Origin of the sequence: Bacillus sp. FSL R5-0447 (assembly GCF_038606125.1) — a bacterium.
GTDB classification, from domain to species: domain Bacteria; phylum Bacillota; class Bacilli; order Bacillales; family Bacillaceae; genus Bacillus; species Bacillus velezensis.
Window position 1 is genome coordinate 618,467 of sequence record NZ_CP152012.1, and the last position, 13,858, is coordinate 632,324.

The following is a 13,858-nucleotide window of genomic DNA, read 5'->3' on the forward strand; positions in this document are numbered from 1 at the left end:
GACAATTAAGATAAAACCGGAGGGGGGATTCATATGTACGACACGATAGTAATCGGAGCCGGTCAGGCAGGAATCTCAGTAGGATATTATCTAAAGAAGTCGAAACAAAAGTTTATCATTTTGGATAAAAGTCATGAAGTGGGAGAAAGCTGGAACAACCGGTATGACTCATTGGTTTTATTTACTTCTCGAATGTACAGCTCTTTGCCTGGAATGCAGCTTGAAGGAGACAAGCATGGACTCCCTTCAAAAAATGAAATTGCTGCTTATCTGAAAAATTATGTTGAAAGATTTGAAATCCCGATCCAATTACGGACAGAAGTAATAAGTGTGCAAAAATTAAAGGACTATTTCTTAATAAAAACAAACCGGGAAGAATATCAAACGAAGAATCTTGTGATGGCCGCAGGTCCTTTTCATACCCCTAATATTCCATCAATATCAAGGGATGTAGCCGATCATATTCATCAATTACATTCTTCACAATATAAACATTCAAAACAACTGGCGCCTGGGAATGTACTGGTAGTCGGCGGCGGGAATAGCGGGGCTCAGATAGCTGTTGAATTATCCAAAGAAAGAGTTACATATTTGGCTTGCAGTAATAAATCGGTTTATTTCCCTTTATGGATTGGAAAAAGAAGCATCTTTTGGTGGTTTGATAAATTAGGAGTTTTACATGCAAGTCATACATCCATATTAGGCAAGTTCATTCAGAAGAAAGGCGACCCCATATTTGGGTATGAATTAAAACATGCAATAAGACAGAAGAAGATCATCTTAAAACAAAGAGTCATAGCCGGAAAGCAAAATGAAATCATTTTTAAAGATTCATCTTCATTAGAAGTAAACAATATCATTTGGGCAACTGGTTTTAAGAATCCGCTTTGTTGGATGAAAATAGAAGGTGTTTTGGATAAGGAAGGCCGAATTATACATCACCGGGGTGTTTCAGCTGTGGAAGGATTGTATTTTATTGGTTTACCTTGGCAGCATAGGCGAGGTTCAGCGCTGCTTCAAGGTGTAGGAAATGATGCTGAATACATTGTAAAACAAATGAACGGCGGATAGACAGAGGAGAGCAGTAACTTACGTGTTTACTGCTCTTTTTTGTGTTGAATAAGTCCGGTTATGTGACTGTGTAAAGCCGAAAAAATCTTTTGGCTTAATTAATAAGAAGATCCCTGACTCATTGATTGTGCAACATTCTGACGTACCTCCCTAGCTAACTGCGCGGCACGTAAGGAAGCCTGCCAAATAGCCGGACTCACTGCAGATTGACTGATGGATAATGCCTGTTGTGTGGCTGGAACCATTGGTCTTAGGAGATTTTCCGCCTCGTCTACAGATGACGCGTATTGGTGACCGGCTGCTCTTCGCAGGTCTGCTATCGCTGCGGGGAAGTTTGACCATAGACGAAGTATTGAATTCATGCAGCCTACCATAAGAGGAAAATGAGGAGCCCGGCCTTGTCCGGCGGCGAGAAGCTCTGCTGCGCCTAAAGCGGAATAAACGTGATAGCTCAACGGAGTAAGATATTTCGCGTGTACAGTATGAAGTTCTCGTAATCCCCAAGTGTCTGGAAGAAATCTGAATTCTGAACTCATACCGCATCCCAGAGCGAGTGCTCTGCTGACAGCCTGCAAGTGTTTCACTACCGCAGCCATTGATTGTTGAAAGGAGGATGAGTGTATTGGAATTTGTTGAATCGCAGATAAATGGCTTCGCATTTTATGATTTGCCTGACTTAAATCAGGCTGCTGTCTGTAATCATATACATAATACGGATAATAATAATAATACATATCTAAACTCCCTTTATGAATGGCTTTTAGGAGCAGGATATGCACCCAGATTGTTTTTGATAAGGGCATGTGCCTAAATGAATCCGTCAAATGTTGTTGAGTCTGAATATTTTAGCCCGCCAAAACCAATGGGTAAAACAGTTAAGGCCGAAGCTATGAAGCAGGCTCTCTTTGCCTGCTTTTTTTGTGTGTCGGCCTTTACATCTGACATGTAAAGTTATCTGAAACTGTATCTTTTTAAATGTCAGACAGTGTTATATGATACTCTGCAGATATTCAAGAATATGTACTTGGAGGACATTCTCATGCGAAATTTTAATGTTGCTATCCCTACGCCTTTTCATGAAGATGAAAGTTTATATGTAGAAGGATTTGATGCTATTGTCGAACATTTGAAAAACAGCGGTATCCATTCGTTACTCATATGCGGCACGACTGGTGAACAGCATTCACTCAGCATAGATGAGCGTCTTCAGATCATTGAGTATGTTAATCAGCGAAAATTTGAAGATGTTGAACTGATGTTCGGTGTTTCAGCCGTAAGAACCAGTGATGCCGTCAAACTGATGAAACACATCGAGAAAACCAATATTGATTCTGTACTGATTGGTTTTCCTCCTTATATAAGACCGACACAGCAGCAAGCCGTTTATTACGTTGACGAACTTCTCAGTCATACCTCTAAAGAGGCTGTGCTTTATAATAACCCCGGCCGGACCGGTTTTAATCTGAGTGAGAAAGCGCTTAAAGACTTGATAAGCCGGCATCCCCGGATAAGGGGGCTGAAAGAAGGAGGAGACGTTCTGCGTCATAAACAAACAGAGTTCCCTGATCACTTTATTTTGTTTGCGGCAGGAGACGTTGAATTTCCGAAGATGCTGAGTAACGGGTGTAACGGCCTGTCAAGCATGGCCGGAAATGTCTATCCTGAAGAAATCAGAGAAAGCTTCAGCAGCTTATCAGAAAATAAACCGATTAATCTGGATCGAATAAACGATCTGATTGCTGAAGTGACAAATCATCATACTGTCATGAATATAAAAAATCACTATAGGAAGATTGGGATTCAAGCAGGCAGCTGCCGGTCACCCATTATATAAGAAATGTTCCGTCGCGGATAAGTGAAAAATGTGATCAGCGCGCTTTCTGTACTTGGATTAGGCTTAATAAGCAAGTTGTATAATACTGTCATTAGCGGGGGCGTAAGCATTTGTTTAGCTTTACATAAGGGAAACCTTATGATATGGTTATTATTGCTAATATTGACAAGAAAGAGGTGAAAGCGATGATAACGATTTATGGAATTTTGTATGGTAAAAATGCAAAAATTGGAAACATCTTGGCGGACAAAGGGAGCAGTCTGTCCTTTTTTAAGCCAAATCACCATACAAAAACAGTTATCGGTGCTTTTTCTCTATGTCAAATAAACGATAATCCAATGACATAATGTCCTTGTTTATTTGTGCATGATGTTATTTAAGCGTAACACCGATAATTGTGTCGGTGTTTTTTTGTGCCTGATTTTAAAAAATGGTTAGATTGATAACTCCCTTCTATTTACTCAAACAAACAAGAGTATTATGGAAGGATGAGAAAACATGCAACAAAAAAACAAGTATATAAGAATCCAAGAGTTCCTGAAGCAAAATAAATTTCCTGATTTTAGAATGAATCAAATCAAAAATGCTGTATTCCAAGGGAGAATAAATCATTTCAATGAAATAACGGTTCTTCCTAAATCCTTGAGAAAATTGTTAATAGAGGAGTTCGGAGAGTCAATTATAAATATTGCTCCTTTAAAAGTGCAGCATTCTGAGCAAGTTACAAAAGTCTTATTTGAAATTTCAGGAGACGAAAAAATAGAAACGGTTAATATGAAATATAAAGCCGGTTGGGAGTCATTTTGTATATCCTCGCAGTGCGGCTGTCATTTTGGCTGTACATTTTGTGCAACAGGAGATATTGGTTTAAAACGCAATTTAACGTCAGATGAAATGACTGACCAAATTTTGTACTTTCACTTAAAAGGACATTCAATTGACAGTATTTCTTTTATGGGAATGGGAGAAGCATTAGCGAATGTACAAGTTTTTGATGCTTTACATGTGCTTACAAATCCGGAGTTGTTTGCTTTAAGCCCTCGCAGGTTATCTATTTCGACCATAGGTATTATTCCGGGCATTAAAAAAATCACTCAGGATTATCCGCAGGTCAACCTGACGTTTTCATTACATTCTCCTTTTAATGAACAGCGAAGCAAGTTAATGCCGATTAATGAACGCTACCCGTTATTGGAGGTAATGGACACATTAGATGAGCATATACGTGTGACCTCAAGAAAAGTTTATATTGCTTATATTATGCTGCCGGGAGTTAATGATTCTATTGATCATGCGAATGAAGTAGTAAATCTTTTAAGAAGCAGATATAAGAGAGGGAACTTGTTCCATGTAAACATCATTAGATATAACCCGACTGTTAGTTCACCTATGAGATTTGAAGAAGTAAATGAGAAACAAGTTGTAAACTTCTATAAAAAATTAAAGTCAGCAGGAATTAACGTGACCGTCAGAAGTCAATTTGGCATTGATATAGATGCTGCTTGCGGACAATTATATGGAAATTATCAAAAAAATAAGAACCAATAAATCAGGTGCAGAACTCGGTTTGACTTCATATTATTTCATTTGATAACATAAAATGGTTATCGTGATTGAAAAAAAGATACCCGTTTTTATAAAAAAAGGAGTCATAACGTTGCTGAAAAGGTTTTTTCTTGTTTTTCTTACGCTGATAATGTCTATATTTGCTGTATTCGCGGCTGCTGAAGAGTCTCCCGGCGATCGTGTCATTTCTTTTGACGAGCCTATGATTTTATTGATTTCACTCGGAATCATCTTATGTTTGTTCATTCCTCCATTCGTCATGTCCTTTTTTGGCAGCTTGGTTGTGAGAATCATATCCGGAGTCTATCAATGTTTTATCGTCCTCACGTTTGCGGGGCTCATTCCGGTTGGATTTCTGATCCCCAATGGCTTTTTGACAATTCTTGCTGCCGTACTGGGGACTTTGGTCAGTTTAGCCAGTGTTGTGGTCACCTTATTCGTTGGCAGGAAAAAAGAGGCCGGAAGGTTTTAAAACTAGTGGGTAAGCTGCAATATTGAAGGGAAAGTCATTGTTTGACTATTTATATGGAATAGCATAGAATTAAAGTAAATATTTATAAAAAGTCACTAGGGGAGCTTTAATAGCTGAGAAGAGACAATACGTCCTGACCCTTTGAACCTGATTTGGTTAATACCAGCGTAGGGAAGTGAAAAATTAGAGAGATTCTTTATCTTATCTATATTTAAGCCACTTTCCATAGAGGAAAGTGGCTTTATTTATTTTGAAAGGGTGATATGAAGTGGCGACTAAAAAAGTTTTTCTGGCAGGGCCTTTTAAAAGTTTAGTAGATGAGAAAACTGGATTGATGAGTACGTATGAGAGGGGAAAGCTGGAATCATTAATTTCCTTTTTTGAGAATGAAGGATGGCTGGTTCATAATGCTCACAAGCGGGAAGGGTGGGGGAAAGATTTCATGACACCCCTTCAATGCACTAAAATTGATTTTGATGAAATAAGTACTTGCGACCTTTTTGCAGCATTTCCCGGATCACCCGCTTCTCCTGGAACACATATAGAAATTGGATGGGCTTCTGCCTTGAAAAAAAAGATCGTGCTATTTCTAGAAAAGGACAAGGATTATGCTTTCTTAATTCAAGGGCTACATGCAGTGGCGGATGTTGAGCACATCAGCTATAAAGATACAGATGATTTATTAGAGAACATTAAAAATATCTTTGCAGCATATAAGGCGGAATCTCAATGAGAAAGAGAACTTTTCATGAAGCATATACGGAAACGCTGTATGACATCTATCACAACCCTGAATTTTTCAATTCACCGCGCGGACAAAAAAGCAGAGAACAATTGAACTACCATCTGACTCTGGAAAATCCAATAGAACGTGTCACTTATTTATCCTCAAGAAAAACCAATATCGTGTTTAATTTTGCTGAAGTGCTATGGTATTTATCGGGGAGTAACGACTTAGATTTTATCAGTTATTACAATAAAAAAATGCCTTCATACTCAATGAATAAAAAAACATTAACAGGCACTGCGTACGGGCCTAAAATATTTGAATTCGGAAATGCAAAACTAAATCAATGGAATAGAATAAAAAATCTTTTGACACAAGAAGATATTGATTCAAAAAGGGCATTTATTCAAATATTCGATGCTTCGGAACTCTTCGTTTTAGAAAATATAGATGTTTCCTGCACAATCGGTTTGCAGTTTTTTGTGAGGGAAGGCGAATTATACATGTCTTCTGTCATGCGTGCAAATGATGCTTTTCGCGGGATGATCAGTGATCTTTTCTCATTTACCTTCATGCAGGAATTAATGGCCAGAGAACTGCGTTTAGAAGTCGGAGAATATTTTCATAATGCGGGATCGATCCATATTTATGATTCAGATCATGAATGGGCGAAAACGGTGCTTGAAGAAGCTGAAAATCACCATGATATTCCGGAATTTGAATTTCCGAAAATGCCTGAGGGAAATAACTGGCCGTCCATTGAAACAGTCTTAAAGTACGAAGAATTACTTAGGAAAGATCAAATTTCTATGACTAAAAACGATATTGAAATGCTTGATTTACCTGATTACTGGAAACAGATTCTTTTCCTTTTTAGTATATACCAGCATATTGCATATAAACGGGATATGGATCATTCTCTATTTCAAAGTTTACTTCCTATATATCAATTTTTCGTCAGGAATAAGTGGTTTCATTATTTCTCAACTGAGCAAAAGGAGGAAATTCAATGAAAACTTCATGGAAAGAAGACAGTGTTGCTGGTAAATTCGATGCTTATAACGACGTTTTAGAACAAACGTTAGGTTTTGAGTTTGTTTTTCGTACTTTTGATAAAGCGGAGATTAAAAAGGTGCTCGATTTCGGATGCGGTCCAGGAAAGGTAGCTTATAGGCTGGCTGACAGAATAGGCTGCAATGTGATCGCAGTCGATGAATCAAGGAAGATGTTAGATATAGCAAAGGCAAAAAGACAACATCCTCATGTGGACTATCATTTAATTGAACACGATAATCTTTCCTTCTTACCAGATCACTCAGTTGATGCTGCAATGGCCTGTTATGTTTTTATTAATACGGATAGTGACCAGCGTATCAAAGGTATCATAGATGAAATTTTTCGTGTGTTAAAACCAGGAGCTTCATTTGTCATACTCGATACGAATCCTGATTCAACCGGAATTGAATTTTCAACCTTCCGTAATGGAATACCGGGGAAAGAATATTCTTACGGAGAAGAAAGAAATGAATGGCTCCATGTTCCCGGACAAGCAGATTTAATTTTAAATGATTTTCATTGGCCTAAGTCAATGTATTATAAACTATTAACTCTTGCAGGTTTTGAAAATGTAACTTTATCAGAACCAACGTTAAACGATATTGACCAAGAGCATGTAAAAGCCATAGAGAAAGAGTTTCAATTTAATAATTGGAAATGTGAAAAGGAATATCCGCCTTTTGTCATTTTTAAAGCAGTGAAACCTGCCTGAAGGAGGAGTGTAAATTGACGGATACTTATAAAGCGCTTTCGATTGCTGGGACTGATCCTTCCGGAGGGGCGGGAATTCACGCGGATTTAAAAACATTTCAGGAACAAACGGTATATGGAATGGCAGTTATTACATCAGTTGTTGCACAAAACACACTTGGTGTGAAAAGTTTTGAGGAGATGTCTCTTCAGAATATATCTCAGCAAATAGACTGTGTCATGGATGATATAAAACCGGATGCTGTCAAAACCGGTATGCTTGCAAGTATAGGAATTATTGAATTGCTGGCAGAAAAGTTAAAAGACGCAAATATTCAATCGTATGTGATGGATCCGGTTATGATTGCTAAAAGCGGACATCATCTGCTCCATAAGGACGCCATTGATCATTTGAAGAAATTATTAATACCCCAAACAACTGTTATTACACCGAACATTCCGGAAGCGGAAGTAATCATCGGCAAATCAATCGAGACTGTACAGCAGATGCGTGATGCGGCGAAAGAAATAGTGGAGGTATACGGGGCAAAAAGTGCTGTCGTAAAAGGGGGGCACCTGAACGGAGAAGCCCGTGATATTTTGTACTTTGACGAGGACTTCGAGGAATTTGTTTCTCCCCGCTTTGATACAAAGCATACTCATGGAACAGGCTGTACGTTTTCAGCTGTGATAACTGCAGAGCTGGCAAAGCAGCACAGCATACCGGAATCAGTGGCAACTGGAAAGGAATTCATTTCAGCAGCCATTAAACATCCCTTAGGAATCGGGAAAGGACAAGGCCCTACAAATCATTTTGCATATCGCTCAACTATTAACCAAGAGACAACCGCTTAAGGAGTGTTATGATGATCTCCGAGAATTATGATGTATTTTTATTTGATTTAGACGGAGTGATATATATAGGAGATAAAGCTTTACCAGGAGCTGTGGCCTCTTTAAAACGACTCCGTGAAGAAAAGAAAGCCATTCGCTTTTTAACGAATGATCCTTGTGTTACAAGAGAAACGATTGTGAAACGCCTTCATAAACTGGGGATTTCAGCAAGTATTGATGAAGTGTTTACTGCGGGGTGGGCAACAGCTGATTACCTTGTCAGTGAAGGAATAAAGAAGGCATATATATTGGGAAATGACCAACTTAAAAGTGAAATTCAAAAGGCCGGTATTGATCTTACGGAAGATCAGGCGGAGGCTGTTGTCATTGGCTGGGATCAAAATATTACATTTCAGGATGTGCATAAGGCAGTAAACCTCATCCGCTGCGGGGCTTCATTTATCGCTGCAAACGGGGATAAAACATTTCCTGCCGCTAACGGACCAGCTCCCGCGACAGGCGCTATAGTCGCGGCTGTTAAAACAGCAGCTGCTAAAGAGCCGATTATAATTGGAAAACCGGCGTCTTCAATATTTGAAAAAGTACTCGAGTCTTTTGAAGATAAAGAGAGATGCGTTATGATTGGGGATACGCCTGAAACAGATATTGTCGGAGCAAACCAAATAGGCATCACTTCCGTATTAGTTTCTGAACAAAATACTTTATTTCCTGCAAAACATGATTTTAGAAATCCGGATGTTGTGATCCGCGATCTGAAAGACTTGTTCGATAATGAAATAAAGGCAGAAGTACGGAAAAAACCGGATTTCCAATGGACAGAACAAGTGAAAGCCGGAGTCGCTGGAATTATAATTAAAGAATCAAGTTCCGTTTTATTAATGAAGCGTGCTGATAATGGTTTATGGGGCATTCCTTCAGGACATGTGGAACCTGGTGAAACAGTTGAACAAGCAATTATAAGAGAAATAGAAGAGGAAACTGGATTAGTGGTGAAAGTCTCTAAAATGATAGGCGTTTATTCTGATCCGAGTTCACAAACCTTTATATACCCTGACGGCAGAGTCAGCCATTTTATTACCAATTGTTTTCAATGTGACGTCATCGGCGGCACTTTGAAAAAGTCCACTGAGGAAGCCATGGAAATCAGATATTTTGATATCCATGAATTACCTGAACATCTCTTGCCGATGCACCCGAGATGGCTGGATGATGCTTTGGAAATGAAAGAGAATGCTTTTATTCGATAAGGAACAGTATGTCAAAAATACTTTTTGGGGGTTATTTACAAGGATTAACGGTTTTCAACCCATATTTCTCGGCCGCGTTCCAAAAACACCAAGTGTCACAGACCCTTGGTGTTTTTTAATTCCGGCAGAACCATAATGCAAGAGCGGCAGAAAAGAAGGTATAATGGGCGGAGAAGAGGTGTCAGCCAATGAAAATAACCAGAGAGACATTAGAAAATCAGCAAATTTGGATATATGGTGTGACTCTTGTAATCGGCGGAATAGCGGGGATCGCCGGGAAAGATTCAGGACTTCGCTGGGGATGGACGATATCACCGTTTATCGCTGTTCTCATGTATGCCATGTTTGCCCAAATCCCATTCTTGAAGCTGAGGGAAACCATGTCAAACCTCAAGTTTATGGCGGCTTTATTGATCGGTAATTTCTTAGCTGTACCTGTCGTTGTATGGGTGTTAACCGCCATTTTTCCTCAATCTCCTCCTATATTATTAGGGGTTTGTTTGGTATTGCTTACACCTTGTATTGATTACGTCATCGTCTTTACTCAGCTCGGCAAAGGAAATGAGAGATTAATACTGGCTTCCACGCCGGTTTTGTTCGCCGTTCAGATGGTATTGCTTCCGTTATACCTGTCGCTGTTTATCGGGAAAGAAGTGATAGGGGCTGTTCATGCGGGACCTTTTCTGGAAGCATTCTTATTGTTAATAGCAGTGCCGCTGCTGGCGGCGGTGATGACTCAATTATGGGCTGATAAGAAGCCGGCGGGAGAAAAGGTGTTGGAATGGACGGCGTGGCTGCCTGTTCCTTTTATGGCTCTGGTCTTACTGGCGGTCGTCGCCACACAAATCGGAAAGGTCATCAGTGATGCTGACATCATTATACGTGTGATTCCGATCTATCTGTTATTCCTGCTCATTATGCCGTTTGTCTCCCGGCTTATCGCATATGCGTTCCGTCGGGATACAGGTGAAGGAAGAGCATTGATCTTCAGCACGGGCACAAGAAATTCTCTCGCAGTCCTTCCGTTAGCGCTGGCTTTGCCGGATGCTTGGGCCTCATTAGCCGCCGCTGTAATCGTCACACAGACGATTGTTGAATTGATAGGCGAATTGGTTTATATAAAAGCGGTGCCCGGTTGGCTGCTGAAATAAAAAATAATTTGAACTGAAAAAAACATACCAACAAATATTGGTATGTTTTTTATGTCGATTATAAAGTTGAAATATCAATGACGAAACGGTAGCGGACATCGCTTTGGAGAACCCGTTCGTACGCTTCGTCAACTTGATTGGCCGGTATCACTTCAATTTTAGGAGCAATGCCGTGCTCGGCGGCGAAATCAAGCATTTCCTGAGTCTGCGGAATACCGCCGACGAGTGAACCCGCAATGCTGCGGCGGCCCGTGATTAAGGAGAACACACTGTATGAGTCCGGCTTAGCGGGCGCTCCCACATTTACCAATGTACCGTCAATGCGAAGCAGGGATAAGTAGGCATCTACGTCAAGGTTCGCGGATACTGTATTTAAAATAAGATCAAATCGTCCGGCCAGCTCAGTAAATGTATCCGGATCGCTTGTTGCAAAGTAATGATCGGCTCCAAATTCAAGCGCTTCGTCTTTTTTGTTCATTGAGCGGCTGAGGACGGTGACCTCTGCGCCTAAAGCGTGCGCGAATTGAACGGCTAAATGTCCAAGCCCGCCCATTCCGACAATCGCCACTTTTTTGCCGGGGCCGGCATTCCAGTGTTTCAGCGGAGAATAGGTGGTAATGCCCGCGCACAATAGCGGGCTGGCAGCATCCAAATCCAGCTGATCCGGAATCCGGACAACGAATCTGTCAGTGACAACTATTTTCTGGCTGTAGCCGCCGTACGTAGGGTTTCCGTCGTAGTCCAGGTTATTATAAGTCTGAACAACGCCTTTTGTGCAATATTGTTCGTCTCCGTTCAGGCAGTATTCACATTCCCCGCAGGAGTCTACAAAACAGCCGACACCCACACGGTCGCCGACGGCAAATGTGGTGACTTCTTCACCCACGGCTTCCACAACTCCGGCAATTTCGTGTCCGGGAACCATCGGAAAGATTCCGCCGCCCCATTCATCGAATGCACTGTGGATGTCTGAGTGACAAATCCCGCTGTACTTAATATCAATCAGGATATCGTGCGGCCGTAATGCTCTTCTCTCAATCGTTGTCCGCTCAAATTTAGCTTTTGCATGCGGAGCGCTTAATACACGAGTCGGATGATTATTGCACATGGTTATCTTCCTTTCCAAGATAAAGTGATGAATCCTCTGTTCGATTTTACTTTAAATGTTAAAGCGGACTTTAAGTCAAGGAGTTTGGTTTATTTTTTTATGAAATGATATTCTATAATGGCACGCTTATGAAAGGTATGAAGGACGGGTGGTAAAAATATGAAGATTGCGCAGGCTGCAAAGCAGGTTGAGTTATCAGCCGCAACGCTTAGGTATTATGAAAGTATAGGACTGATTCCTCCGGTAAAACGCGATGAAAGCGGCATCCGCGATTATGACGAAGATGATGTGAATTGGATTCAATTTATAAAATGCATGAGAAGTGCCGGGCTGTCGATTGAGGCGCTGATTGAATATACCGCTTTATTTATTGAAGGAGCCGATCATACAATCGAACCCCGAAAAAACATCCTTATAAATGAAAGGAAAAGGCTGACGGAGAAACAGAGGGAAATTGATGAAACCATAAAACGATTAAACAGGAAGATTGAGGATTACGAAGATATCCTTGAAAATGAAGCGAAACTTAAAAACAGATTGAAAGCTGAATGTATTTCTGAATGAAGAGAAGGTGTCCCGGACGCGGGGCCGCATGAAATGTACCAAGGGAAACGAGCCTTGGTTTTTTTATTTTCTAAAGAGTGGAAACAAAACAGCCTTTTCTATCTTATCAATCATTACTTATCCTTTTTTCAGCTTGACTTTTTTACTGCAGACTTTTAAAGTGTGAAATGTTGCTTAGACTGTGATTAGCGACTTTAATGCTGAAAAGAGGTGGTTTACCCAGATGAACAATAAAAAGAACCCTTGGGCGTTATTGCCTTTAGTCTTATTCGTAGGGCTTTTTGTCGGCTCTGGTCTGGTGACCGGAGATTTTTATAAATTGCCGATCTTGATTGCCGCGATCATTGCGTCAGCTTTTGCGCTGTTATTTAACCGGAAGAAATCGCTCAATCAAAAAATAGAATGGTTCGCTTCCGGTGCGGGACATCCTGATATTATCATTATGGTTATGATTTTTATATTGGCAGGTGCCTTTGCTTCAGCGGCTGAAGCGATGGGAGCGGTGCATTCAACTGTCAATCTTGCTTTGAGCGTTATTCCGCAGCAGTTTTTGCTGCCGGGGCTGTTTATCATTGCTTGTTTTATTTCTATATCGATGGGAACATCAATGGGCACGATTGCGGCGGTTGCGCCGATCAGCGCGGGTTTGAGCGGCGAGCTTGGCATCTCCGCCGCGATTCCGATTGCGGCTGTGGTCGGCGGAGCTATGTTCGGAGATAATCTTTCTTTTATTTCCGATACGACCATCGCGGCAGTCCGGACGCAAAAAACACAAATGAGGGATAAATTCAAAACGAACTTTCTGATTGTTTTGCCCGCTGCCATTGTGACTGTTATTATCTTATTTTTTATTCCGGCAGGCCACGCCGTCCATACGGGAACTGCATCTTACAGCTGGATTAAGGTGCTTCCTTATATCGCCGTGTTGGTTTTTGCGTTAATCGGTATTAATGTGATGGCTGTCATATTCGGCGGATTGATTTTGACGGGAATCATAGGGTTAGCGTGCGGCAGCCTTACGTTTGATTCTTATTTTAAGGCGATTACGGAGGGAATTGCCGGAATGAGCGATCTGATCATCCTGTCCATGCTGATCGGCGGGATGGTCGGCGTGATGAAACAAAACGGCGGGATCGACTTTTTACTGGAGTTCATCACGAAACGAATCCGTTCGAAAAAAGGCGCCGAAGCCGGCATTGCCGGACTGGTCAGCGTGACGAATCTGGCTGCGGCCAATAATACGATCTCGATTATCGCAGCCGGGCCGATTGCAAAGAATATCGCTGATAAATTCAACATCGACAACAGAAAATCGGCAAGTATTCTGGATATCTTTTCGTGCATGATTCAAGGATTGATTCCTTACGGCGCGCAGCTGTTATCAGCCGGGAAATTCGGGAATATTTCACCCGTCAGCATCCTGCCATACTCTTTCTATCCCGTTTTAATCGGAATCTGCGGTATCGCCGCCATCATATTTGGACTGCCGAAATTCACAAGAAATACGAAATGAAAAA

At 40.9% G+C, this 13,858-nt stretch carries 15 protein-coding genes and 1 riboswitch; of the genes, 13 read left to right on the forward strand and 2 right to left on the reverse strand.

Features of this window, described 5'->3' with window-relative positions:
• The first annotated feature begins 33 nt into the window (after nt 1-33).
• Nucleotides 34-1,071, forward strand: a complete 1,038-nt coding sequence (locus NYE68_RS03165) for an NAD(P)/FAD-dependent oxidoreductase (protein ID WP_039252592.1) — start codon at nt 34-36, stop codon at nt 1,069-1,071.
• A gap of 98 nt (nt 1,072-1,169) precedes the next feature.
• On the opposite strand, the gene NYE68_RS03170 is transcribed toward NYE68_RS03165, so the two are convergent.
• Nucleotides 1,170-1,805 carry a hypothetical protein gene (locus tag NYE68_RS03170; protein WP_039252591.1) on the reverse strand — a complete coding sequence of 212 codons (636 nt, stop codon included), beginning with the start codon at nt 1,803-1,805 and terminating at the stop codon, nt 1,170-1,172.
• Between the two features lie 305 nt (nt 1,806-2,110).
• On the opposite strand from NYE68_RS03170, the gene NYE68_RS03175 reads away from it, so the two are divergent.
• The 10 genes from NYE68_RS03175 to NYE68_RS03220 all read left to right on the forward strand — a co-directional run bounded on the left by NYE68_RS03175 (nt 2,111) and on the right by NYE68_RS03220 (nt 10,669).
• Nucleotides 2,111-2,905, forward strand: a complete 795-nt coding sequence (locus tag NYE68_RS03175; RefSeq protein ID WP_032870452.1) for a dihydrodipicolinate synthase family protein — start codon at nt 2,111-2,113, stop codon at nt 2,903-2,905.
• A gap of 143 nt (nt 2,906-3,048) precedes the next feature.
• Nucleotides 3,049-3,252: a hypothetical protein gene (locus tag NYE68_RS03180; protein ID WP_007409550.1), complete on the forward strand. Its 204-nt coding sequence runs from the start codon at nt 3,049-3,051 to the stop codon at nt 3,250-3,252.
• 151 nt (nt 3,253-3,403) lie between these two features.
• Nucleotides 3,404-4,453: a Cfr family 23S rRNA (adenine(2503)-C(8))-methyltransferase gene (locus tag NYE68_RS03185; RefSeq protein WP_039252586.1), complete on the forward strand. Its 1,050-nt coding sequence runs from the start codon at nt 3,404-3,406 to the stop codon at nt 4,451-4,453.
• 109 nt (nt 4,454-4,562) lie between these two features.
• Nucleotides 4,563-4,943: a hypothetical protein gene (locus NYE68_RS03190; RefSeq protein WP_032870380.1), complete on the forward strand. Its 381-nt coding sequence runs from the start codon at nt 4,563-4,565 to the stop codon at nt 4,941-4,943.
• Between the two features lie 87 nt (nt 4,944-5,030).
• A riboswitch (TPP riboswitch) is annotated at nt 5,031-5,134 on the forward strand.
• Nucleotides 5,135-5,211: 77 nt separating this feature from the next.
• Nucleotides 5,212-5,676, forward strand: coding sequence for a nucleoside 2-deoxyribosyltransferase domain-containing protein (locus NYE68_RS03195; protein ID WP_229041593.1), 465 nt, complete (start codon nt 5,212-5,214; stop codon nt 5,674-5,676).
• Complete coding sequence (locus NYE68_RS03200) at nt 5,673-6,683, forward strand: thymidylate synthase (protein WP_012116918.1); 1,011 nt, start codon at nt 5,673-5,675, stop codon at nt 6,681-6,683. The genes NYE68_RS03195 and NYE68_RS03200 overlap by 4 nt, the downstream gene beginning before the upstream one ends.
• Nucleotides 6,680-7,438 (forward strand): class I SAM-dependent methyltransferase, encoded by a 759-nt coding sequence (locus NYE68_RS03205; protein ID WP_039252583.1) that lies wholly within the window; start codon nt 6,680-6,682, stop codon nt 7,436-7,438. The genes NYE68_RS03200 and NYE68_RS03205 overlap by 4 nt, the downstream gene beginning before the upstream one ends.
• Nucleotides 7,439-7,452: 14 nt before the next feature.
• Nucleotides 7,453-8,271 (forward strand): bifunctional hydroxymethylpyrimidine kinase/phosphomethylpyrimidine kinase, encoded by an 819-nt coding sequence (gene thiD, locus NYE68_RS03210; RefSeq protein WP_229041592.1) that lies wholly within the window; start codon nt 7,453-7,455, stop codon nt 8,269-8,271.
• An 8-nt stretch (nt 8,272-8,279) separates the two neighbouring features.
• Entirely contained in the window at nt 8,280-9,518 is a 1,239-nt protein-coding gene (locus tag NYE68_RS03215) for an HAD-IIA family hydrolase (RefSeq protein ID WP_015416907.1), read from the forward strand.
• Nucleotides 9,519-9,706: 188 nt separating this feature from the next.
• On the forward strand, nt 9,707-10,669 hold the full coding sequence (locus NYE68_RS03220) for an arsenic resistance protein (protein WP_229041591.1): 963 nt from the start codon (nt 9,707-9,709) through the stop codon (nt 10,667-10,669).
• Nucleotides 10,670-10,727: 58 nt separating this feature from the next.
• Here NYE68_RS03220 and NYE68_RS03225 read toward each other — a convergent pair whose 3' ends face one another.
• Entirely contained in the window at nt 10,728-11,777 is a 1,050-nt protein-coding gene (locus NYE68_RS03225; protein WP_007609682.1) for an NAD(P)-dependent alcohol dehydrogenase, read from the reverse strand.
• Nucleotides 11,778-11,936: 159 nt separating this feature from the next.
• Here NYE68_RS03225 and NYE68_RS03230 point away from each other — a divergent pair, with 159 nt between their 5' ends.
• Nucleotides 11,937-12,341: a MerR family transcriptional regulator gene (locus NYE68_RS03230; protein WP_007409338.1), complete on the forward strand. Its 405-nt coding sequence runs from the start codon at nt 11,937-11,939 to the stop codon at nt 12,339-12,341.
• Nucleotides 12,342-12,564: 223 nt separating this feature from the next.
• Complete coding sequence (locus NYE68_RS03235; protein WP_039252571.1) at nt 12,565-13,854, forward strand: Na+/H+ antiporter NhaC family protein; 1,290 nt, start codon at nt 12,565-12,567, stop codon at nt 13,852-13,854.
• Nucleotides 13,855-13,858 lie beyond the last annotated feature (4 nt).